General features: G+C 66.7%; 18 protein-coding genes. 4 read left to right on the top strand and 14 right to left on the bottom strand.

The window, feature by feature from the left end; genetic code table 11:
• Window positions 1-17 precede the first annotated feature (17 nt).
• A complete protein-coding gene (locus J7I85_RS12630) occupies window positions 18-977 on the bottom strand; it encodes an endonuclease domain-containing protein (RefSeq protein WP_214852222.1) in 960 nt (319 codons plus the stop codon).
• A gap of 289 nt (window positions 978-1266) precedes the next feature.
• The gene (locus J7I85_RS12635) at window positions 1267-1800 is read right to left on the bottom strand and encodes a DUF2306 domain-containing protein (RefSeq protein ID WP_214852223.1); all 534 of its coding nucleotides are present in this window, start codon (window positions 1798-1800) and stop codon (window positions 1267-1269) included.
• Between the two features lie 98 nt (window positions 1801-1898).
• Here J7I85_RS12635 and J7I85_RS12640 point away from each other — a divergent pair, with 98 nt between their 5' ends.
• Window positions 1899-2522 (top strand): MerR family transcriptional regulator, encoded by a 624-nt coding sequence (locus J7I85_RS12640; protein ID WP_214852224.1) that lies wholly within the window; start codon window positions 1899-1901, stop codon window positions 2520-2522.
• Window positions 2523-2629: 107 nt separating this feature from the next.
• Here J7I85_RS12640 and J7I85_RS12645 read toward each other — a convergent pair whose 3' ends face one another.
• The 9 genes from J7I85_RS12645 to J7I85_RS12685 form a co-directional block, all read right to left on the bottom strand.
• Window positions 2630-3715 (bottom strand): inositol-3-phosphate synthase, encoded by a 1086-nt coding sequence (locus J7I85_RS12645; RefSeq protein WP_214852225.1) that lies wholly within the window; start codon window positions 3713-3715, stop codon window positions 2630-2632.
• A 166-nt stretch (window positions 3716-3881) separates the two neighbouring features.
• Window positions 3882-4922 carry an L-glyceraldehyde 3-phosphate reductase gene (gene mgrA / locus J7I85_RS12650; protein ID WP_214852226.1) on the bottom strand — a complete coding sequence of 347 codons (1041 nt, stop codon included), beginning with the start codon at window positions 4920-4922 and terminating at the stop codon, window positions 3882-3884.
• A gap of 96 nt (window positions 4923-5018) precedes the next feature.
• Entirely contained in the window at window positions 5019-6827 is a 1809-nt protein-coding gene (gene treZ, locus J7I85_RS12655; RefSeq protein ID WP_214852227.1) for a malto-oligosyltrehalose trehalohydrolase, read from the bottom strand.
• Entirely contained in the window at window positions 6827-9151 is a 2325-nt protein-coding gene (treY, locus tag J7I85_RS12660) for a malto-oligosyltrehalose synthase (RefSeq protein WP_214852229.1), read from the bottom strand. Before treY ends, treZ begins: the two co-directional genes overlap by 1 nt.
• On the bottom strand, window positions 9148-11586 hold the full coding sequence (glgX, locus tag J7I85_RS12665; RefSeq protein ID WP_214852231.1) for a glycogen debranching protein GlgX: 2439 nt from the start codon (window positions 11584-11586) through the stop codon (window positions 9148-9150). Before glgX ends, treY begins: the two co-directional genes overlap by 4 nt.
• A gap of 111 nt (window positions 11587-11697) precedes the next feature.
• Entirely contained in the window at window positions 11698-13227 is a 1530-nt protein-coding gene (locus J7I85_RS12670; protein WP_214852233.1) for an NAD(P)H-hydrate epimerase, read from the bottom strand.
• Between the two features lie 19 nt (window positions 13228-13246).
• Window positions 13247-13594 carry a holo-ACP synthase gene (locus J7I85_RS12675; RefSeq protein WP_018776647.1) on the bottom strand — a complete coding sequence of 116 codons (348 nt, stop codon included), beginning with the start codon at window positions 13592-13594 and terminating at the stop codon, window positions 13247-13249.
• A gap of 5 nt (window positions 13595-13599) precedes the next feature.
• Window positions 13600-15492, bottom strand: coding sequence for a glutamine--fructose-6-phosphate transaminase (isomerizing) (gene glmS, locus J7I85_RS12680; protein ID WP_214852235.1), 1893 nt, complete (start codon window positions 15490-15492; stop codon window positions 13600-13602).
• Between the two features lie 47 nt (window positions 15493-15539).
• Complete coding sequence (locus J7I85_RS12685; protein WP_214852237.1) at window positions 15540-16163, bottom strand: signal peptidase I; 624 nt, start codon at window positions 16161-16163, stop codon at window positions 15540-15542.
• A gap of 147 nt (window positions 16164-16310) precedes the next feature.
• On the opposite strand from J7I85_RS12685, the gene coaA reads away from it, so the two are divergent.
• The 3 genes from coaA (at window position 16311) to mscL (ending at window position 18749) form a co-directional block, all read left to right on the top strand.
• Window positions 16311-17276, top strand: coding sequence for a type I pantothenate kinase (coaA, locus tag J7I85_RS12690; RefSeq protein WP_214852239.1), 966 nt, complete (start codon window positions 16311-16313; stop codon window positions 17274-17276).
• Between the two features lie 5 nt (window positions 17277-17281).
• Window positions 17282-18274, top strand: a complete 993-nt coding sequence (locus tag J7I85_RS12695; RefSeq protein ID WP_214852241.1) for a D-alanyl-D-alanine carboxypeptidase family protein — start codon at window positions 17282-17284, stop codon at window positions 18272-18274.
• A gap of 73 nt (window positions 18275-18347) precedes the next feature.
• On the top strand, window positions 18348-18749 hold the full coding sequence (gene mscL, locus J7I85_RS12700) for a large conductance mechanosensitive channel protein MscL (RefSeq protein WP_214852243.1): 402 nt from the start codon (window positions 18348-18350) through the stop codon (window positions 18747-18749).
• An 89-nt stretch (window positions 18750-18838) separates the two neighbouring features.
• On the opposite strand, the gene glmM is transcribed toward mscL, so the two are convergent.
• The 3 genes from glmM to rplM form a co-directional block, all read right to left on the bottom strand.
• Window positions 18839-20200, bottom strand: a complete 1362-nt coding sequence (gene glmM, locus J7I85_RS12705; RefSeq protein WP_214852245.1) for a phosphoglucosamine mutase — start codon at window positions 20198-20200, stop codon at window positions 18839-18841.
• 222 nt (window positions 20201-20422) lie between these two features.
• Window positions 20423-20929 carry a 30S ribosomal protein S9 gene (rpsI, locus tag J7I85_RS12710; protein ID WP_214852247.1) on the bottom strand — a complete coding sequence of 169 codons (507 nt, stop codon included), beginning with the start codon at window positions 20927-20929 and terminating at the stop codon, window positions 20423-20425.
• Between the two features lie 38 nt (window positions 20930-20967).
• Window positions 20968-21411 carry a 50S ribosomal protein L13 gene (rplM, locus tag J7I85_RS12715; protein WP_011692756.1) on the bottom strand — a complete coding sequence of 148 codons (444 nt, stop codon included), beginning with the start codon at window positions 21409-21411 and terminating at the stop codon, window positions 20968-20970.
• Between the last annotated feature and the right edge of the window lie 190 nt (window positions 21412-21601).

Consider the following 21601-nt stretch of genomic DNA (forward strand, 5'->3'; position numbering starts at 1 on the left):
TCAACCCCAACCCCTCCTCAGATGAGATCGGCAAATCCGGACGCCTGAGGATGGTCCAGCTGGCCCCTTCGCATTCCACGCTCGATCTGGCGAATCGCCCGCTCGAAGCCGTCAGCCAAATCCTTCTTGCCAAACACAACAACGGTCCACCCGGCAGCCTCGAATGCTTTGTCACGCCGCTTATCGCTGAAGATTTGGGGTTCGAGAAGGTGGTGGTCGCCGTCGTACTGTATGGCCAACCGCCGACGCCTGTAGCCGAGGTCGGCAGTCGGGCCGATGGTCTTGTCCTCTCGCAGTGGCACCTGCAGCTGAGGCTCCGGAAGGCCTGCGTCCTCCATCGCGAGGCGGAGTAGCGACTCGGGCGCAGAATCCGCTCCGACGCGCATCCGCTCGATTGCGGCACGCGCCCGGACCACACCCTGCAGATTCGGATGGCGGGCGACGAGGGAACGCAGTCCCTCAAGCGTGTCGAACGGCTCGGTGCGGTCTTCGAATTCCACTCTGGGAACGCGAATCAGCTCGTCGCCCATGCAGACCAGCTCGCTTTCCGAAAGCCGTCTCGCCATATCGAGCCAGGTGCGGGACCTGCTGCTGATGCGGATGCCGTCGACGATTTCGGTCTCGCCTTCCGATGCCAACACCGAGTGCCCAATCACGCCTCTTCGCCGAACCTCCGGTAGGGAATGGGGTTTGCTCAAGTGCAACTCGGTCGAATCTGCCAGCCATGCCGGCAGGATTTGGCTTTGAATCCGGGCCGCCGTGACATGCGAGATCCAGGCGCCGGGCGAAGCCGCAGAAAGTGCCCGGGCCGCCGCCTCAAGCTCGAAGCTCCAGGTCGTCGGGCGGTACAGTTCACGACTTACATGCGCCACGTCGCCCCTGCGCAGTCTGTTAGGTGGAACGCCGGACGCTTTCGCGGATCCCAGCGTGAACGGGGCAGACACCAGACTGAGGGGAAGATCGGTACGTGTTTGCATACGGCATTGTTGCTCGAAACCGAGCCGCCCCGCAGAAGTTATCCACAGGCAGGGTTACGCGCCAGCCACACCTGAGGAAGCGTTCGGGTCCACGCGACGAAAAGTGAGGAAGGGTTCGGCCTGAAGCGACGGAAGCTGAGGAAGCGTTCGGGTCCAAGCGACGAAAAGTGAGGAAGGGTTCGGCTTGAAGCGACGGAAGCTGAGGAAGCGTTCAGCTTGAAGCGACGGAAGCTGAGGAAGCGTTTGGGTTGAAGCGACGAAAAGTGAGGGGGCGTTTGGCCGTCCGGTTTTACTTAGAGCCCGCCGGGGCCTCTGCTGGGGACGCAGCCGCCGTAGGCTGGTCCACAGTCCGCAGTGTGCAAAGGCGACGGCCCTCGCCGCGCCGGAGGGAAATGAAGACGACGGCGACGCTGAGCGCCACCAGCGCGGCAACGTACAGGGCGGTCGGCAGATCCTCGACCAAGAGGCGAGGAATGACACGCCCCGGAGCAGCGACGGCGAAGCCGAACGCCACAGCGATGCCGATGTAGCTGCCGATCATGTTTCCCCTATGCGCCGGGATGTTCCGGCGCACCGCACTGATCAGCCCAAGGGTGACGGTCACGATGGTGAACGCGGACAGCCCGTGAAGCCAGCTGAAATGCCCGTCACTGACGATCCAGAAACTGCTGAAGCAGACGTAGTACATGGCCGCGACCCACAGGTGTCCCATGGTGCGGTGGATGCGGTCCCGGCGGCGGCGAAGGATCTGAAACGGACCAATAGCGAGGACAAAAAGGGCGGCAATGACGTGGCTGGCAAGCAGTACATTCCAAGGCTCCATGCCTCTAGGATAGGAGCACTATCCAGTGGTGTAAATCAAGATAGCCAGGGCGGCAGCAGCTATCCAAGAGGCTGCCATCCGCCGAGGAAGGAGCCAGCATGCAGCTGAAGGAGCTCAGCGAGCGGACCGGAGTCTCCCCTGCCAGCATCAAGTTTTACCTCCGCGAGAGCCTGTTGCCCGCGGGCCGCTCGATCCACGCCACCCGGGCGGAGTATTCAGAGCATCACGTGAGCCGGTTGGAACTGATCCAGGCGCTGCGGCGCGTGGTCGGGCTGAATATTGCCGAGATCGGCTCCCTGCTCAGAATGGCCGACGGCGGCGCACCTCGCCTTGATCTTTTGGCGGCGGTACAGCGCACAGTGCTGGGCCTCGACGACGTGAGCACGGAGCACGGCGACCTGCGCACCCCGGCGGGTGACGCCGTCGTGCGTTTCCGGAACTGGCCGGACGTCCCGAGCGACGCCAGAAACGCCCTCAATGCCCAACTGGCCCTGATGGAAAGCCTCGGCGTACCTGTCACGGCCGAGCTGCTCGACGCCTACAGCCAAGCGGTGGACGCCATTGCCGCAGTGAATATTTCGGCCACAACCGCGCCGGAAGACGTCGATCAGCTGATCATGACGGCGGCCGTCGGCATGCATCTGCATGGCCAACTGGTCCTGAAGCTGCTGGCCCTCGCACATGCGAGCCACGCGATTCGGCGCTACGACAAGGACGCTTAAACAGCGACGCTCCCCCACCCGAAAGTGAGGGAGCATCGCGTGAAAATCGGCAGGACCTGAGGAAGCGACCGGTCGAACCCGCAGGACCTGAGGAAGCGTCCGGGGGTTTAGCGGTCGAGGTCGCCGCGGATGAAAGCCTCGACCTTGTCGCGGGCGAGGTCGTCGTTGAACTGCTCCGGCGGGGACTTCATGAAGTAGCTCGACGCCGACAGCAGCGGGCCGCCAATGCCGCGGTCCAGCCCGATCTTCGCCGCACGGATCGCGTCGATGATCACACCGGCGGAGTTCGGCGAGTCCCAGACCTCCAGCTTGTACTCCAAAGACACCGGGGCGTCACCGAAGTTGCGGCCTTCCAGGCGCACGAAGGCCCACTTGCGGTCATCGAGCCACTGCACGTAATCGGACGGGCCGATGTGGACATCCTTCGCAGCCAGTTCGGCCTCAACGTTGGAGGTCACAGCCTGGGTCTTGGAGATCTTCTTGGACTCGAGCCGGTCCCGCTCCAGCATGTTCTTGAAGTCCATGTTGCCGCCCACGTTCAGCTGGTACGTGCGGTCCAGCGTCACACCGCGGTCCTCGAACAACTTGGCCATGACACGGTGCGTGATGGTGGCACCGATCTGGCTCTTGATGTCATCACCCACGATCGGCACACCCGCAGCGGTGAACTTATCAGCCCACTCCTTGGTGCCCGCGAGGAACACCGGCAGGGCGTTAACGAACGCCACGCCAGCGTCGATCGCGCACTGGGCGTAAAACTCCGCGGCTTCCTGGGACCCGACCGGCAGGTAGCAGACCATGACATCGGCCCGGGCGTCCTTGAGCGCCTGCACCACGTCGACCGGCTCGGCCGGGGACTGCTCGATGGTCTCCAAGTAATACCGGCCCAGGCCATCCAGGGTGTGCCCGCGCTGGACCGTCACACCGCTGGGCGGAACGTCGGCGAGCTTGATGGTGTTGTTTTCGCTGGCCAGGATCGCGTCGGCCAGGTCAACGCCGACCTTCTTGCCGTCAACATCGAACGCGGCCACGAACTGGACATCGTTGACGTGGTACTTGCCGAACTCCACGTGCATCAGCCCCGGAATCGTGGCCTGGGGGTCGGCATCCCGGTAGTAATGGACACCCTGGACCAGCGAAGCGGCACAGTTACCCACGCCAACGATTGCTACACGAATCGGATTTGAAGACACGGAACTCCTTTGAGAACAAACTTCATGTGCCCTGCGCGTCCGTACCATGCTGTACGACGGCGTCTAACGGGCACCGCGCCACGCGGCGCGCTTATCAGTCTAACCAAACGCTGCCGGGGCCGGCTTTGTTCCCGCCGGCCCCGGCCGCTTGGTTACGAACACCTGCTCAGACCCGCTGCGCCCAAAGGTTGATGTCGGATTCGACGGCGAACTCATCGATCGCGGTCAGCTCCTCGCCGCTGAACTCAAGGTTGTTGATGGCGGCCAGGCTGTCCTCGAGCTGCCTGACGCTGGAGGCACCGACGAGAGCGGAGGTTACCGGGGGTCCCTTGGGCTGGTCCCGCAGGATCCAGGCGATGGCCATCTGCGCCAGCGACTGTCCGCGTCCGGCGGCGATGGCGTTCAGCCCGCGGACCCGGTCCAGTTTGTCCTCCGTCAACGAGGATTCGGACAGGAACCTGGCCTTGGCGGCGCGGGAGTCGGCCGGGACGCCGTTGAGGTAGCGGTCGGTCAGCATGCCCTGGGCCAGCGGGGAGAACGCGATGGAGCCGGCGCCCACCTGTTCCAGCGCCTCGTAGAGGTTGGGCGAGCCGTTCTCGGTCCAGCGGTTCAGCATGGAGTAGCTGGGCTGGTGGATGAGCAGCGGGGTGCCGAGCTCCTTCAGGATGCGGGCGGCCTCGAGCGTCTGCTCCGGAGTATAGGAGGAGATGCCCGCGTACAGGGCCTTGCCGGAGCGCACGGCGTAATCCAGCGCGCCCATGGTCTCCTCCAGCGGCGTCTCCGGGTCCGGGCGGTGGCTGTAGAAGATGTCCACGTAGTCCAGGCCCATCCGCTGCAGCGACTGGTCCAGGCTGGAGATCAGGTATTTCCGGGAGCCCCATTCGCCGTACGGGCCGGGCCACATGTAGTAACCGGCCTTGGTGGAGATGACCAGCTCGTCGCGGTAAGGCTTGAAGTCGTCCTGCAGGTGCCGGCCGAAGTTAGTCTCCGCGGAGCCGTCCGGCGGGCCGTAGTTGTTGGCGAGGTCGAAGTGGTTGACGCCGAGGTCGAAGGCGCGGCGCAGGATGGCGCGTTGTTCGTCGAAGCGCTTGTCGTCGCCGAAGTTGTGCCACAGGCCCAGCGAGATGGCCGGCAGTTTCAGGCCGCTGCCTCCGACGCGGCGGTACGGCATGGTGTCATAGCGGGTGTCCGAGGCCACATAAGTCATATGTTCTATCCTGCCAGCCGCACCAAGGCTGCGGGGCTGGCGTCCACCATCCGGTCACCGGCGGTGGACGCCAACCCTGGCTAGTGCGGCCGGAGCTCAGTCACTGACGACGGCGGCGCTCAGCGGGCCGAGCTCCGCGCGCTCAGCTTCCAGCCGGACGGCGTCGTCGGTGGCCAGCAGCAGGGCCGTGCCGGCACCTTCCAGGCTCACCGGCTGCTCCGAGAAGTTGAGCAGCACCTGCACGCCGCCGCGCCGGAACCGCAGCCAACGGGCGTCCTCGTCGAACTCCACCTGCGTGTCCTCAAAGCCCAGCTTGGTGAGGTCCGGCGTGGAGCGGCGCAGCGCAGTGAGCGAACGGTACAGCTCCAGCAGCCGGGCGTGGTCGCCCTCGGCGGCCTCCGCCCAGTCCAGCTTGGACCGGCGGAATGTCTCGGGATCCTGGGGATCGGGCACGACGGCGGGATCCCACCCCATGCGCTCGAACTCCTTGATCCGGCCTTCCGCGGTGGCCTTGCCGAGTTCCGGCTCCGGATGGGAGGTGAAGAACTGCCACGGCGTGCTGGCCCCGTACTCCTCGCCCATGAACAGCATGGGTGTGAAGGGCCCGGTCAGGGTCAGCACCGCGGCGAGCGCCAGGCTCCCGTACGGCAGAGTCTGCGAGAGCCTGTCCCCGGTGGCACGGTTGCCGATCTGGTCGTGGTTCTGCGAGCAGACCACCAGGGCGGCCGGGTGGACGGCGCTGAAATTCATCGGCCTGCCATGATGGCGTTCCCGGAAGCTGGAATAACTGCCGTCGTGGAAGAAACCGTCCCGGAGCACCTTGGCGAGGGAGCCAAGCGAGTCGAAGTCACTGTAGTAGCCCGTGGTCTCACCGGTTACGTTGACGTGGACGGCGTGGTGGAAGTCGTCGCTCCACTGCCCTTCCAGCCCGTACCCGTTGACGTCCCGCGGATACAGCAGCCGCGGGTTGTTGAGGTCGGATTCGGCAATGAGTGTCAGCGGCCGTCCCACCTCGGCGGAGATCTGGCTGGCCAGCGCCCCGAAATCCTCCAGGATGTGGACCGCGCGCTCGTCCTTCAGGGCGTGGACGGCGTCCAGCCGCAGGCCGTCAACGCGGTAGTCGCGCAGCCACATGGCCAGGTTGTCCAGGATGAACCGGCGCACATGGTCGGAGCCGGGCCCGTCCAGGTTCACGGAGTCGCCCCACGTGTTGCCCTCGCCCTGCTTGAGGTAGGGCCCGAACCGCGGCAGGTAGTTCCCGCTGGGGCCGAGGTGGTTATAGACCACGTCCTGGATCACGCCGAGACCTGCCGCGTGGGCGGCGTCGACGAACCGCTGGTACGCTTCCGGTCCGCCGTACGCCTCGTGGACGGCGAACCACTGCACGCCGTCGTAGCCCCAGTTGTGCGTGCCGTTGAACGCGTTCACGGGCAGCAGCTCGATGAAGTCCACGCCCAGGCCGGCGAGGTAGTCCAGCTTGCCGGCCGCCGCATCCAGCGTCCCTTCGGGCGTGAACGTACCGAGGTGGAGCTCGTAGATCACTGCCCCCTGCAGTTCCCGGCCCTGCCAGCCGTCCTCCTGCCACGTGTGCGCGGCGGGGTCGAAGGTGCGGGACAGTGCGTGGACGCCGTCGGGCTGGCGCCGCGTCCTGGGGTCCGGCAGCGGGGTTTCGTCGCCGTCCAAGAGGTACCCGTAGTCGACGTCACCGTCAGCGGGTGCGTCGGCGGCGGTCCACCAGCCCTCGTCCTCTGGTCCGGTGCCGGGCCGGCCCTGCATGGCGTAGCGCTCCCCGCCAGCCAGCAGCGTCACGGATCCGGCGTCGGGCGCCCAGACGTCGAAGCGCCCGGGACCCCGCACAGGCTTCGCGGCTTCGCGGGGGTAGGTTGCCTGGCCTGTCTGCGTCATCACTCTTCTCCTGTCTCGGATACCAGCAGCGCCACCGGGTAAGCGCGTAAGATGTCAGTGATCTTCACGGTCCCCGGTCCGAAGCCGGCGCCGGTCAGTTCGTCCTTCATGGCGGTCTCAAGTTCGACGGCGGTGTCCCGCCATCCGCCCGACCGTTCCAGTCCGTGGGGCAGCCGGGTTGCGAGGGTCAACGCACCCGGCGCTGCCGGGGTGCCGCGGTGGAACGCGAGCAGGTGCCCAGCGGCCGGGCCGCTGGCCTGGACCGGGCGGTAGCCGGTGAACAGCTCGGGCCGGTCCCGGCGCAGCCGCAGCGCCCGCGAGGTCACCAGCAACTTGGTCCGCTCGTCTGTAAATGACGGGGGCAGGTCGCCGGCATCAAGCTGCTCCAGCGCGGCGCGGCGGTCGTTGAAACTGAACGGGCGGCGGTTGTCCGGGTCCGTCAGCGACCGGTCCCAGAACTCCGTGCCCTGGTACACGTCCGGGACGCCGGGCATGGTGAGCTGCACAAGCTTGGCTGCGAGGGAATTCGAGGCGCCGTACGGCTCCAGGAGTTCCACGAGCGACTCGACTTCAGCCCGGACCGCAGGGTTGTCGAACGCGGCATTGACGGCGGCGGCCAGCTGCTCCTCGAACGCAGGGTCCGGATCGGTCCAGTTGGTCGAGTTTCCGGCTTCGCGCGCGGCCTTCAGCGCGTAGTACTGCAGGCGCTCCCGGCTGGCGGGCCAGGCGCCGGCGATGGCCTGCCACAGCAGCGCGGACAGCGGGCCGTCCGGCAGCGGAGCCAGCTCGCGCAGCCGGGTCAGGGCTTTCTCCCATTCACCGGCAACCTCGGAGATGACCGAGATCCGCGCCCGGGTGTCCTCGCTGCGTTTGGTGTCGTGCGTGCTGAGCGTGGTCATGGACAGCGGCAGCTCCGCCTGTCGGCGGGCCATCCTGGCGTGGAACTCGCCGGGCTCCACGGCGAACTCGGTGGGGTCGGCGCCCACTTCCGTGAGAGAGCCCAGGCGGTTGTAGCGGAAGAACGCGGTGTCCTCCACGCCCTTGGCCATGACCATTCCGGAGGTCTGCTGGAAGCGCCGGGCAAGTTCCAAGTCGGTGTCCAGCAGCAGCGGCTGCAAAAGCTGGACCGCCTCGTCGAGTTCCGGCCGCCGGCGCGCGGCAAGCTCGCAGGCTTCCTTCAGGATCTCCGCACCCTCCGGCAGGTACGTGCGGTAGACCGGGAAGGCGGCGATGATTTCGCCGATCGCGTCGGCCGCCGTATCAATCGAAACGCCGGCGTCATCGGGAACCAGCCGGGCCAGCCGCAGGATCTCCGAGTGGAGGATGCCGTCGGTGATCCGGCGCTTGGTTCCGCGGATCATGTCCTCGTAGTCGGCGGGGGCGCCGCCGCGCAGCGAGGCATCCAGCCGGTCCAGAGCTGGCTGGCCGCTAGGGTCCACGAGAACCCGGTCGACGTCGGCGAGGGCGTCATAGCCCGTGGTGCCCTCGCATTCGAAGCTGGCGGGCAGCTGCTCCCCCGGCTCGAGGATCTTTTCGACCAGCAGGTAGGCGCCGCCAGTGGCTTCCCGGAGCATCTTCAGGTACCCCTCGGGGTCGGCAAGGCCGTCCGGGTGGTCGATCCGGAGGCCGTCCGCGAGCCCCTCGCGGAACCAGCGCACCACCTCCTGGTGTGCCTCGTCGAAAACGGTGGGGATCTCCACGCGGACACCGGCGAGCGTGTTCACCGCGAAGAAGCGGCGGTAGTTCAGCTCGTTGTCCGCGCGCCGCCAGCCCATCAGTTCGTAGTGCTGCCGGGCGTGGACGTCGCGCGGGGAGTCGCCTTCGTTGTAGCTGCCGTCGGCCAGCGGGAAGCGGTGGTCGTAGTACCGGAGCTCCCCGTCCTTGATTTCGAGCTGGTCCAAGTCATCGTCGCTGCCGAGGATCGGGAGCCGGATGCGCCCCCCGCCAAGGTCCCAGTCGACGTCGAACGCTTCCGCGTACCGGGACTGGCGCCCCTCCTTGAGCAGCGACCACCACCAGGGGTTCTGCGCAGGCGTGGCGACGCCAACATGGTTGGGCACGATGTCGATCAGCACGCCCATGCCGGCGGCGCGGGCCGCCTTGGAAACGGCGGCCAGGCCCTCCGGGCCGCCGCGCTCGGGGTCGACGGCGGAGGGGTCGGTGACGTCGTACCCGTGGTCAGAGCCCTGCTCGGCGGTCAGGACCGGAGAGAGGTAGACCCAGTCGACGCCGAGCGAGTGCAGGTACGGCACGGTTTCGGCGGCGTCGAACAGCGTGAATCCCTGCCTGATCTGAAGCCGGTACGTGGAGATTGGCGTTTTCATGCGCCCTCTCCTGCCGGCTTGCCCGCCTTCGAATTCCCGTTCCGCCGACCGGCAGGCTTTCGTGCCGGTTTCTCCGCCGGCTGCTGCTCCGGTGTCTTCGCAGGCTCAGCAGCAGGCTCCGCAGCCGGTTCAGCCGCAGGCTCCGTGGCCCGTTCAGCAGCGGGCTCCGCGGCCGGTTCAGCCGCAGACCCTGCAGGCGGATCAGCCTGCTTCTTCGTCTTTGACGGCTCGGGAAGAGCGGGTGCGGTGAGTGCCGCGGTCTCAGTGGTGGCCGTCTGGGTCAGCGCCGCCAGCGAGGCAGCAACGGAATGGTCGGGCTCCTCCTCCGGGGCGCTGTGGGCGCGGAGCACCACCAGGGACTTCGCGGCGACGGACAGCAGGCTGCCCGCGTCCGCCGGCTTGGAGTCGGCGCCTTCACCCGCGGTGTCGATGATGACGTCCCAGGCCGGTGCGTATTCGTCCGGCGGCAGCGTGAACTCAACGTCGCCGTCGTGCGCGTTGAAGTACAGCAGGAAGTTCACGTCCGTGATCCGGCGGCCACGGCTGTCGTGGCCCTGGATGCCGTCGCCGTTGAGGAACATTCCCACGGAACGGCCGAAGCCGCTGTCCCAGTCCTCCGGCGACATGAGGTTGCCGTCGGGATCCAGCCATACGATGTCCGGCAGCCGCTCGCCTTCGCCCCGCCGTACGGGCCGGCCGTCGAAGAACCGGCTGCGCCGGAAGGTGGGGTGCTTGGCACGGAGCGAGTTGACGGCCGCCGTGAATTCGATGAGCGGCTGGTCCACGCTGTCCCAGTTGACCCAGGTCAGCTCGGAGTCCTGGCAGTACCCGTTGTTGTTGCCCTGCTGCGTCCGGCCCATCTCGTCGCCGTGCAGGATCATGGGCACGCCCTGCGAGAGGAGCATGGTGGCGATAAAGTTGCGCTGCTGCCGCGCCCTGAGCCCCAGGACCTTGGGATCGTCCGACGGGCCCTCCGCTCCACAGTTCCAGGAGCGGTTGTGCGACTCGCCGTCCTTGTTGTCCTCGCCGTTGGCGTCGTTGTGCTTCTCGTTGTAGGACACCAGGTCACGCAGCGTGAAGCCGTCGTGCGCGGTGACAAAGTTAATGGACGCCACCGGGCGGCGGCCGGAGTGCTCGTAGAGATCCGCCGAGCCGGTGATGCGCGAGGCGAACTCGCCGAGCGTGGCCGGCTCACCGCGCCAGAAGTCGCGCACGGTGTCGCGGTACTTGCCGTTCCATTCCGTCCACTGCGGCGGGAAGTTGCCCACCTGGTAGCCGCCGGGCCCGACGTCCCACGGCTCGGCGATGAGCTTGACCTGGGACACCACTGGATCCTGCTGGATGAGTTCGAAGAACGTGGAGAGCCGGTCGACGTCGTAAAACTCGCGGGCCAAAGCGGCGGCGAGGTCAAAGCGGAACCCGTCCACGTGCATCTCGGTGACCCAGTAGCGCAGCGAGTCCATGAGCAGCTGCAGGGAGTGCGGCTGGCGGACGTTCAGGGTGTTGCCGGTGCCCGTGTAGTCCATGTAGTACTGCTTGTCGTCCTCCACCAGGCGGTAGTAGGCCTCGTTGTCGATGCCCTTGAAGCTAAGGGTGGGGCCGAGGTGGTTGCCTTCGGCGGTGTGGTTGTAGACGACGTCGAGGATGACCTCAATGCCGGCACGGTGCAGCGAGCGGACCATCGCCTTGAAGTCCTGGACCTGCTGGCCGGTGTCGCCGGTTGAGCTGTAGGTGTTCTGGGGAGCGAAGAAGCCGATGGTGTTGTAGCCCCAGTAGTTGCTCAGGCCCTTCTCCTGCAGCGTCCCGTCGTTGACGAACTGGTGCACGGGCATGAGCTCGATCGCGGTGACGCCCAGCTTCTGCAGGTGGGAGATCACGGCCGGGTGTGCCACGCCGGCATACGTGCCTCGCTGCTCCTCGGGAATCTCCGGGTGCAGCTCGGTGAGCCCCCTGACGTGCGCCTCGTAGATGACCGACTTGTGGTAGGGGATGCGCAGGTTCTGGTCGTTGTCCCAGTCGAAGAACGGGTTGATGACCACGCCCATCATCATGTGCGGTGCGGAATCGGCGTCGTTCTTGGATGAGGGGTCGCCCATGTTGTACGAGAACAGGGCGGGGTCCCAGTCGATCTGGCCGGCGACTGCCTTGGCATACGGGTCAAGGAGCAGCTTGTTGGCGTTGAAGCGCTGGCCATTGGCGGGGTCGTAGGTGCCATGCACGCGGTAGCCGTACTTCTGCCCGGGCTGGATCTGCGGCAGGTAGCAGTGCCACACATAGCCGTCCACCTCGCGGAGCGTGACCCGGGTTTCGGTCCCCTCGTCGTCGAAGAGGCAGAGTTCCACCTTTTCTGCGTGCTCGCTGAACAATGCGAAGTTGGTTCCGGTGCCGTCAAACGTGGCTCCCAGCGGGTAAGCTGATCCGGGCCAGATTTCCATTCGTGCTCCTATACCTCGTCCAACAGTCTGTCCGGCAGGTCTTGACGCACTACCTGCACGGAACTTGGTCTTACCGTAGCGGGTGGGTATGACTATTACGTGACCCGCACGCTAATTACTAAGCATGCTGACTTTACCCCATATTTCGGGTAGCGCGTCGCAAATCCGCCCCGCCGTCAGCGGGCCGCCGGCTGCAGCCGACGCTCCGGACAGGCCGTGCAGGCTCGCCCCCATGGCGGCAATGGCCGCCCAGCGTTCGTCCGGATCGATTCCCAGCCCCCGGAAGCGTCCGACGTCGGACCCCACCTGGGCGAGCAACGCACCCGTGATTCCGGCCAGCACATCACCGCTTCCGGCGGTGGCCAGCCAGGGCGTTCCTTCGGACTGGCTGTAGAAATCCTGGTACGGCGACGCCACCAGCGTGCTGGCGCCCTTCAGGAGCACGGTGGCCTCGGTCAGGCCGGCGGCGCGGCGCACAGCGGCGAGGGTGGAGGCTTCGACGGCCTCGCGGTCCATGTCGGCGCCGAGGCGCTGCAGCAGGGCGGCCAGCTCACCGGCGTGCGGCGTCAGCACCACCTGCGGGGCCAGCACGTCCGGCAGGACAGGCAAGGCACCGGCGTCGGCCACGGTGGGCAGGCCGGAGTCGACGGCGTCACGGACGCGCTGCATCTCTTCCTCGTCCTTGCCGTCCATGCCGGAGCCGACCAGCCAGGCCTGGACGTGGGTTTCTGCCACGGTGCCGGTGCTGCAGACCACCTCGGGGCAGCTGTGGCGGATGAGGTCGGAGACCTCCGGCGGCCCGACGTAGCGGACCATTCCGACGCCGGCGGAGAGCGCCCCGCGGCAGGCGAGCACGGCGGCGCCGGGGTAGGCCGGGGAACCGGCCACCACCCCGAGGACGCCGCGCGAATATTTGTGGGCGCGCCGCGCGGGCCGCGGGAGCAGGACGGCCAGGTCGGCGGTTTCCAGGCGGCGCAGGGCGGGCCACGGGAGCGAGTCCTCGATCCCGATCTGGACCACCTCTACCCGGCCGGCAAAATCCGCTCCCGGGTCCGCCAGCAGACCCGCTTTGGCCCCGCCGAAGCTAACGGTGATGTCGGCGGGCAGCACCGGGCCGGCGGCCTCGCCCGTGTCCGCATCCACCCCGCTGGGCACGTCGCACGCCACTACGAGGCCGTGGGCGCCACGGGCCAGCTGGGACACGAGCTCCGCCATTTCTCCCCGGAGTCCGCCCTGGGCGCCGGTTCCGAGCAGGGCGTCAATAACGACGTCGGCCCTTCCGGCCAGCGCTGCCAGCTCGCCGGCGTTCGCGTCAGTCAGCGCCAGCACCCGGCCGCCGGCGCGCCGGAAGGCGGCCAAGCCGTCTGGGTGGGCCGTGGCGGAGGCGAGCACCGCCGTCGTCCGCATTCCCCGTCCGGAGAGGTGCGCGGCGGCGAAGAGGCCGTCGCCGCCGTTGTTGCCCTTGCCGGCCAGGACAACAACACTGGAGCCGTACAGGCGGCGTCCGCGGCTGCGCAGCTCCGCGATGGCGGCGCCCGCCATGCCGCGGGCCGCCCGCTGCATGAGAACAGCGCCCATACCTGAATCCAGCAGGGGCTTTTCAGCCTCCCTGATCTGGGTTCCGGTATAGGCGCTGATCATTTGGTCAGTCGGTCCGGTGTCAGCCCTCGGCCAGGACGGTGGCCGTGGCAATGCCGCCGTCGTGGCTCATGGACAGATGCCAGCGTTTGACGCCCTTGGCCTCGGCGACGGCCAGCACCGTCCCCTTGACCTGGATCGTGGGGCCGTTCTGGTCCAGACCGATCCAGCAGTCCTGCCAGTTCATGCCCGCCGGCGCCCCGAGGACCTTCGCCACAGCCTCCTTGGCGGCAAAGCGCGCCGCCAGGGAGCGGGTGTTCAGTTCCCGTTCGGCCGGAACGAACAGCCGGTCGCGCAGCCCTGGGGTGCGCTCCAGCTGGCGGCCGAACCGTTCAATGTCCACGACGTCTACGCCGATGCCAACAATCATGTTGCTTACTCTACGGTGACGCTCTTGGCCAGGTTGCGTGGCTGGTCCACGTCGAATCCCTTGGCGGCGGCAAGTTCACACGCGAAGATCTGCAGCGGCACGGTGGTCAGCAGCGGCATCAGCAGCGTGGGAGTTTCCGGCACATAGAAGACGTGCTCGGCGTAGTCCCGGACCGCCTCGTCGCCTTCCTCGGCGATCACCAGCGTGCGGGCACCGCGGGCGCGGATCTCCTGGATGTTGGACACCACCTTGGAGTGCAGCGAGTCCCGGCCACGCGGCGAGGGCACCACCACGAAGACCGGCTGGCCTTCCTCGATCAGCGCGATGGGGCCGTGCTTCAGCTCACCGGCCGCGAAGCCCTCGGCGTGGAGGTAGGCAATTTCCTTCAGCTTCAGCGCACCCTCGAGGGCCACGGGGTAGCCCACGTGGCGGCCCAGGAACAGCACGGACTTCTCGTCCTTCATGCTGCGGGCGAGGTCGCGCAGTTTCCCGGCCGAGTCCAGGATCTTCTGGATCTTCGCCGGGATCTTGCCCAGGTCAGCCAGTACGTCCTTGATCTGGCCGGAGAAGATGTTCCCGCGCAGCTGCGCCAGGTACAGGCCCAGCAGGTACGCGGCCGTAATCTGGGCCAGGAAGGCCTTGGTGGACGCCACCGCGATCTCCGGACCGGCGTGCGTGTACAGCACGGCGTCGGATTCACGCGGAATTGTGGACCCGTTGGTGTTGCAGATCGACACCGTGATGGCGCCCTGCTCCCGGGCGTACCGCACGGCCATGAGCGTATCCATCGTTTCGCCCGACTGGCTGATCGAGACCACCAGGGTGTTCGGGCCAACGATCGGGTCGCGGTAGCGGAACTCGTGGGCGAGTTCCACCTCGGTGGGGATCCGGCACCAGTTCTCGATGGCGTACTTGGCAACCATGCCGGCGTACGCTGCGGTGCCGCAGGCCAGCACGATGATCTTGTCGACCTTCTTCAGCAGCTGCGGGTCGATGCGCAGCTCATCCAGGGTCAGCTTGCCGTTCAGGTCCGAACGGCCCAGCAGCGTCTGCGCCACGGCGTCGGGCTGGTCATGGATTTCCTTCTCCATGAAGGAGGCGAAGCCGCCCTTCTCGGCAGAGGCCGGGTCCCAGTCAACGACGTATTCCTTGCCCTCCGCCGGGGCACCAAAGAAGTCGGTGATTTCCACCGTGTCAGCGGTGATCGTGACGATCTGGTCCTGGCCCAGCTCCACCGCACGGCGGGTGTAGTCAATGAACCCGGACACGTCCGAGCCCAGGAAGTTCTCGCCCTCGCCCAGGCCCACCACCAGCGGGGAGTTCCGGCGTGCAGCCACCACGACGTCAGGCTGGTCAGCGTGCACCGCGAGGAGCGTGAACGCGCCCTCAAGCCGCTGGCAGGCCAGCTCCATGGCCTTGGTCAGGCCGCCGTCGGAGACGTCCCCGCCCAGCTTGTTCCGGAAAATGTCGCCCAGCAGCGCCGCGGCCACCTCGGTGTCCGTCTCCGACGCGAAGACAACACCCTTGGCCAGCAGCTCCTGCTTCAGCTCAGCAAAGTTTTCAATGATGCCGTTGTGGATCACCGCGAGCTTCCCGCCATCAGACAGATGCGGGTGCGCGTTCTGATCCGTCGGACCACCATGCGTGGCCCACCGCGTGTGCCCGATGCCGGTCAGCGACTCCGGCAGCGGCCGCTCCTCCAGTTCGGCCAGCAGGTTGCTCAGCTTCCCGGACTTCTTCCGCGAGGAAATCTCCCCGTCAGCCACGACAGCGACACCGGCCGAGTCATAGCCCCGGTACTCCAGGCGGCGCAGCCCCTCAAGAACAACATCCAACGCACCGTGCCCGGCATCAGCCCGGCCCGACGAACGGCCTACATAACCCACGATTCCACACATGGGTATAAGCCTAACCGGCTTTGCGGAGAACTCCCTCCCCCGCTACGTCACGCTTCCCGTCGCCGACGGCGGGCGGTCGGAACGATCAGCAGCGCACTCAGAAGGCTCAGGCCCGTGGCCGCCATCGTCATCCAGAAACCGCGGTCCGCGCTGCCGACCGCCTCGGCCACGTACCCGACGATCGGAACCGCATACCAGAGCTTTCCCTTAATCTGGCGGGCACGGACGGGATCGGCGTCGTTGGCGTCGTTATGGTCGCCCCTAGTGATCAGCGTCCGCTCCCCCTCCTGAACGGGGCCGAAGCCCACAATCCGGTGAGTCCTTACTTCGGGACGGCCCGGCGCGGGCTGGTAGGTGACGACGTCGCCGTACTTCAGTTGGCTGAAGGCCACAGGTTTCACTACGAGGAAGGTGCCCGGGGAATACTTCGGAGCCATGGATTCGGTGTGCACCGTGTAGGTGTGGGATCCGGTGGCATGGGGAACTGCGACGAGGACCAGCGCCGCCAAGGCGATAACCAGGAGCACGCTGAAGTTTGCCCAGCGCCTCGCCGCACCGAACCGGCGCCTGCGGCGAATCTGCAGGATACGCGTGGCCGCTCCCCCGCCGCGCCGGCCACCGAAGTCGCGGCCCGTCAGCTGGGGCACCTGCTGTGGAACTACCTTCCCCATGTTGGGACCCTTCAAATATGCGTCGGTTCTTCCCTTTTCAATGAACGGTCCCGCGGCCGGCTCAGGAATCGGTAACGCATAGGGTCAAGATTCACTCAAGAAAGGCCGCATTTCGCTCTCGGCCCCGGGCGGGGCAGAATCTCTAGGGTGACTTTGCAACGCAATGAAGCGAACGGAGAGGGTGTTTCCCCGTTCGTGGAGCTGGACCGGCAGACCTGGTCCCGGCTTTCCGCCCAGATGGAGCAGCCCCTTAATGAAGAGGACGTGCTGCGCCTTCGCGGCCTCGGTGACCCCCTGGACATCAGCGAGGTACGCGAGGTCTACCTCCCGCTGTCCCGGCTGTTGCACCTGTACGTGGAAGCCGCCGGCCAGCTGCACGCGGCCACCACAACATTCCTCGGCGAGCAGACGCAGCGCACCCCGTTCGTGATCGGCGTCGCCGGCTCTGTGGCCGTGGGCAAGTCCACCATTGCCCGTGTTCTCCGCGAGATGCTGAGGCGGTGGCCGGGCACGCCGAACGTGGAGCTCATCACCACCGACGGGTTCCTGTATCCGCTGGCCGAACTCAAGCGTCGGCAACTGCTCGACCGCAAGGGTTTCCCGGAGTCCTACGACCGCCGTGCGCTGCTGCGCTTCGTCAGCGAAATCAAGGGCGGCGCCGAGGAAGTCCGGGCACCCTGGTACTCGCATATCACCTACGACATCGTCCCCGGCAAGGAAGTGGTGGTCCGGCGTCCCGACGTCCTCATCGTCGAAGGCCTGAACGTGCTCGCTCCCGCGCGGCCGCGGCACGACGGCCGCCAGGGGCTGGCGGTCAGCGACTTCTTCGACTTTTCCATCTACGTGGATGCCAAGACGTCACATATCGAGGAATGGTACGTGGACCGGTTCCGCAAGCTCCGTTCCACTGCCTTCGCGCAGCCGGAGTCGTACTTCCACCGCTACGCCACGCTTTCCGACTCCGAGGCCGAAGCGACGGCCCGCGACATCTGGAAACGCATCAACGAACCGAACCTGGAAGAGAACGTGCTGCCCACCCGGGGCCGCGCCCAGCTGGTGCTCACCAAGGAAGCGGACCATTCCGTCCGCAGGATGCTGCTGAGAAAGGTCTAGCACGCATGTGTTACAACTGCCCTTCCGAGCCCTTCGCCGAGGCCCGGCCCGGGGATCGGCCCAGCCGCCGCGCGGTGGCGCGGCTGCTGATGGCGGCTGCCGGCCTGTCTGCCCTGGCGGCCTGCACCCCTGCCCTTGCGCCGGAAGCTTCGGGAACCACTTCGGCGGCCTCGGGCACGGCGTCCCCGGCCGCTTCCGGTGAGGCCTCTTCTCCGGTCCCGTCCGGGTCTGGATCCACCTCCACCGGCGCCTCTGCAAGGACCAGCGGCGCGGCTTCCCCAACATCCTCCGCTTCCGCTGCGTCGTCGGCCAGCGCGTCCGCCACAGCGCCGTCAGCCGCACCAACCACGACGGCGGCGGCAGCCCCGCCGTCGGCCGCCTCCCGCCTGCCCAAGCAGTACTCGCTCACCGCGCCCGCCAGCCCCTGGGTGATCGTCAACAAGCACCGCCCGCTCAAGCCGGCCAGCTACGTCCCGGCCGATCTGGTCCAGCCCCGCGTTGCCCTCGCCGTCACCGGCGAGGCGGCCCAGCTGAACCGCACGACGGCGGCTGCCGCAGAACGGATGTTCGCCGCCGCGGCGGCGGACGGCGTGACCATGACGCTGGCGAGCGGCTACCGCTCCTATGCCACGCAGACCGTCACGTACAACGGCTACGTGAGCTCGCAGGGCCGGGCGGCGGCGGACACAGCCTCGGCTCGGCCGGGCCACTCCGAACACCAGACGGGCTGGGCTTTCGACATCGGCGACGGCGGCGCAGCGTGCAGCTTCCAGCCGTGCTTCGCCGAGCAGCCGGCCGCCGTCTGGGCCAAGGCCAACGGGCACCGCTTCGGCTTCGTGGTGCGCTACCCGTTTACGCAGCACACCATCACCGGGTACTTCTACGAATCGTGGCACCTGCGGTACGTCGGTGCTGAGGCGGCCACGGACATGCGGAAACGCGGCATCGCCACCCTGGAGCAGTATTTCGGCCTGGAGGCCGCCCCCGGCTACCGCTGACGCGGCTGCACTGTTACCTGCACGCCGGTGGCCGGTCAACGTCCCGTCAATGCGGTGCGGTAGTTTGGTTGGCATGCTTAGTGGATTCAAGAAGTTCATTCTCAAGGGAAACGTCCTCGACCTGGCCGTGGCGGTGGTCATCGGATCAGCGTTCAGCACCGTGGTGGATGCGCTGGTCAAGAGCGTCCTGATGCCGCTGATCTCGGTGCTGGTCGGAGAGCCAAACTTTGACGATTTCCTGGCGTTCGGCGACGTGCGGTTCGGCGTGCTGCTCACCGCGGTGGTCAACTTCCTGCTGGTTGCCTCCGCCCTCTACTTCGTCATCGTCACCCCGATGAACCGGCTGATCGAGCACCGCAACCGCAAGCTGGGCATCGGGCAGGACGCGAAGAAGGAAGCTGCCGAGGATCCGCAGATCGCCCTGCTCAAGGAGATCCGCGACGCCCTGCAGGCCCAGAACCAGGCCGCGAAGTAGCGCCGGCCTCCACCCGCCAAGCGCAGCGAAAAAAGCAGCCCGCCTCCATCCGGGAGGCGGGCTGCTCTTTGCTTTGCGGGGGTGCGAAACTAGTCGCCGACGAGTTGCAGGGCCAGCTGGGTCTTCACAACCTGGGCGAGGCGTTCGGCAATGACCTGGGCGGTCTGCTGGTCGCTGGCCTCCACCATGACGCGCACAACGGGCTCCGTGCCGGACGGGCGCAGGAGCACACGTCCGGTGTCGCCGAGTTCGGCCTCGGCTGCCTTCACCGCTGCTGCCAGGGTTGCGTCGCCGCCGACCCGGCTACGGTCCACGTCCTTCACGTTGATGAGGACCTGGGGCAGCTTGGTCATGATGCTGGCGAGCTCCTTGAGCGGGCGGCCCGTCAGGGCTACCTGCGCCGCCAGCTGCAGGCCGGTCAGCACGCCGTCGCCGGTGGTGGCGTAGTCGGCCAGGATGACGTGGCCGGACTGTTCGCCGCCCAGGTTGTAGCCGCCGTCGCGCATTTGCTCCAGGACGTAGCGGTCCCCCACGCCCGTCTCGCGCATGGCGATGCCCGCGTCGCGGAGGGCGATCTTGAGGCCGAGGTTGCTCATTACAGTGGCAACGAGGACGTTGTCGGTGAGCTTACCGGCTTTCTTGAGGGCCACGGCGAGGATGGCCATGATCTGGTCGCCGTCCACCTCGTTGCCCTCGTGATCCACGGCCAGGCAGCGGTCGGCGTCGCCGTCGTGGGCAATGCCGAGGTCGGCGCCGTGCTCCACCACGGCCGCCTTGAGCGGGCCGAGGTGCGTGGAGCCCACGCCTTCGTTGATGTTCAGGCCGTCCGGTTCGGCGCCAATGACAACCAAATCAGCGCCGGCGTCCTTGAAGACCTGGGGGGAACAGCCGCTGGCTGCGCCGTGCGCGCAGTCCAGGACCACCTTGAGGCCATGGAGGTTGTGCGGGAGGGTTCCCAGGAGGTGGACGATGTATCTGTCCTCGGCGTCGGAGAAGCGCTGGATGCGGCCCACTTCGCCGCCCACCGGGCGGACGGGGTCCTTGCCCATCTGGGCCTCGATGGCGTCCTCCACCTCATCGGGGAGCTTCTGGCCGCCGCGGGCGAAGAACTTGATCCCGTTGTCGGGAGCCGGGTTGTGCGAGGCGGAGATCATGACGCCGAAGTCGGCGTTCAGGTCCGCGACGAGGTAGGCGGCGGCGGGAGTGGGCAGGACACCGGCGTCGTAGACGTCGATGCCGGAGCTGGAAAGCCCGGCCTCAACGGCCGCGGCGATGAACTCGCCGCTTGCCCGGGGATCCCTCGCCACTACGGCGCGCGGCCGTGCACCTTCGCTGGTGCGTTCATGGCCAAGCACGACGGCGGCGGCCTGGGCCAGCTGCATTGCGAGCTCGGCTGTCAGCAGGCCATTCGCAAGGCCCCGGACACCGTCTGTTCCAAATAATGTAGACATCGCGTCCAAGTTTAGACGATCCGGGTCCACCTCCCGGCCCCCAGCAACGGCCACGGCACCGTGGGTCGGCGTTTGTCCTGTTCAGAGCTTCATGGCCGCGCGTCACATGCGGCTGGCTACCCAACCGCTGCTCGACGGCGGACGGGGCTTAACGGCAGAAGCCCGCCCCGCCAACCGGCGGAACGGGCTTCCGGAAGCGCCTGACGGCGCTTGCAAGCGGATTTAGCGCTTCGAGTACTGCTGAGCCTTGCGGGCCTTCTTGAGACCGGCCTTCTTACGCTCGATGACGCGGGCGTCACGGCGCAGGTAACCGGCCTTCTTCAGGGTGGCGCGGTTGTTCTCGGTGTCGATCTCGTTCAGTGAACGGGCGATGCCGAGGCGCAGGGCGCCGGCCTGGCCGGAAATGCCGCCACCGTGGATGCGGGCAATGACGTCGTAGGCACCGTCAAGATCGAGGATCTTGAAGGGCTCGTTGACGTCCTGCTGGTGCAGCTTGTTCGGGAAGTAGTTGTCCAGCTCGCGGCCGTTGATGGTCCACTTGCCGGTTCCGGGCACGATGCGAACGCGTGCGACGGCTTCCTTGCGGCGGCCAACTGCTGCGCCGGCGACGGTCAGTGCCGGGCGTTCCTTCTTCGGCGCTTCTGCTTCCGCAGGACCGCTTTCCGAGGTGTAGCTGGTCAGGGTTTCCTCAGCCACGACGGCTTCGGTGGTCTCTTCGTTCTGAGCCACGGTTCTCCTTGTATAGATAAGTTGTTTGGTGGCCAGGACTACTGGGCGACCTGGGAAATTTCGAAAGTCTTGGGCTGCTGGGCGGCGTGCGGGTGCTCTGCACCGCGGTAGACCTTCAGCTTGCCCAGCTGCTGTGCAGCGAGGGAGTTCTTGGGGAGCATGCCCTTGATGGCCTTCTCAACGGCGCGGACCGGGTTGGATTCCAGCAGTTCCGCGTAGTTGACGGAGGTCAGGCCGCCCGGGTAACCGGAGTGGCGGTAGGCGCGCTTCTGCTCGAGCTTGGCGCCGGTGAGGGCAACCTTCTCAGCGTTGATGATGATGACGAAATCGCCCATGTCCATGTGGGGAGCGAAGGTGGCCTTGTGCTTGCCGCGCAGCAGGATTGCGGTCTGGCTGGCGAGACGACCAAGGACAACGTCGGTGGCGTCAATGACGTGCCACTGGCGGTTGATATCGCCGGGCTTCGGAGTGTACGTACGCACGGTGTTTGCCTCGTTCTTGTTCTGGCGTTCTTGTTTAGGTGTCACGTAAGGGTGTGCACCTACTATCTATGCGTTACCGGAACAGAGGTGAGGGCTCTATGAATCCAGTGGTCCTGGAGTCCCGAATGTGCCCGAGGAGTAGTTATCCTGCAACCGGATTCTCAGCGGGCACGCATCATCGAGAAAGGAC

This window comes from Arthrobacter sp. ISL-65, assembly GCF_018613795.1.
GTDB lineage: Bacteria > Actinomycetota > Actinomycetes > Actinomycetales > Micrococcaceae > Arthrobacter.

Coding starts and splice junctions, on each gene's coding strand:
- J7I85_RS12630 (WP_214852222.1), bottom strand. CDS start 977: ATGCAAACACGTACCGATCTTCCCCTCAGTCTGGTGTCTGCCCCGTTC.
- J7I85_RS12670 (WP_214852233.1), bottom strand. CDS start 13,227: ATGATCAGCGCCTATACCGGAACCCAGATCAGGGAGGCTGAAAAGCCC.
- J7I85_RS12695 (WP_214852241.1), top strand. CDS start 17,282: ATGTGTTACAACTGCCCTTCCGAGCCCTTCGCCGAGGCCCGGCCCGGG.
- treZ (WP_214852227.1), bottom strand. CDS start 6,827: ATGACGCAGACAGGCCAGGCAACCTACCCCCGCGAAGCCGCGAAGCCT.
- treY (WP_214852229.1), bottom strand. CDS start 9,151: ATGAAAACGCCAATCTCCACGTACCGGCTTCAGATCAGGCAGGGATTC.
- glmM (WP_214852245.1), bottom strand. CDS start 20,200: ATGTCTACATTATTTGGAACAGACGGTGTCCGGGGCCTTGCGAATGGC.
- mgrA (WP_214852226.1), bottom strand. CDS start 4,922: ATGACTTATGTGGCCTCGGACACCCGCTATGACACCATGCCGTACCGC.
- glgX (WP_214852231.1), bottom strand. CDS start 11,586: ATGGAAATCTGGCCCGGATCAGCTTACCCGCTGGGAGCCACGTTTGAC.
- J7I85_RS12675 (WP_018776647.1), bottom strand. CDS start 13,594: ATGATTGTTGGCATCGGCGTAGACGTCGTGGACATTGAACGGTTCGGC.
- J7I85_RS12685 (WP_214852237.1), bottom strand. CDS start 16,163: ATGGGGAAGGTAGTTCCACAGCAGGTGCCCCAGCTGACGGGCCGCGAC.
- J7I85_RS12640 (WP_214852224.1), top strand. CDS start 1,899: ATGCAGCTGAAGGAGCTCAGCGAGCGGACCGGAGTCTCCCCTGCCAGC.
- glmS (WP_214852235.1), bottom strand. CDS start 15,492: ATGTGTGGAATCGTGGGTTATGTAGGCCGTTCGTCGGGCCGGGCTGAT.
- mscL (WP_214852243.1), top strand. CDS start 18,348: ATGCTTAGTGGATTCAAGAAGTTCATTCTCAAGGGAAACGTCCTCGAC.
- J7I85_RS12635 (WP_214852223.1), bottom strand. CDS start 1,800: ATGGAGCCTTGGAATGTACTGCTTGCCAGCCACGTCATTGCCGCCCTT.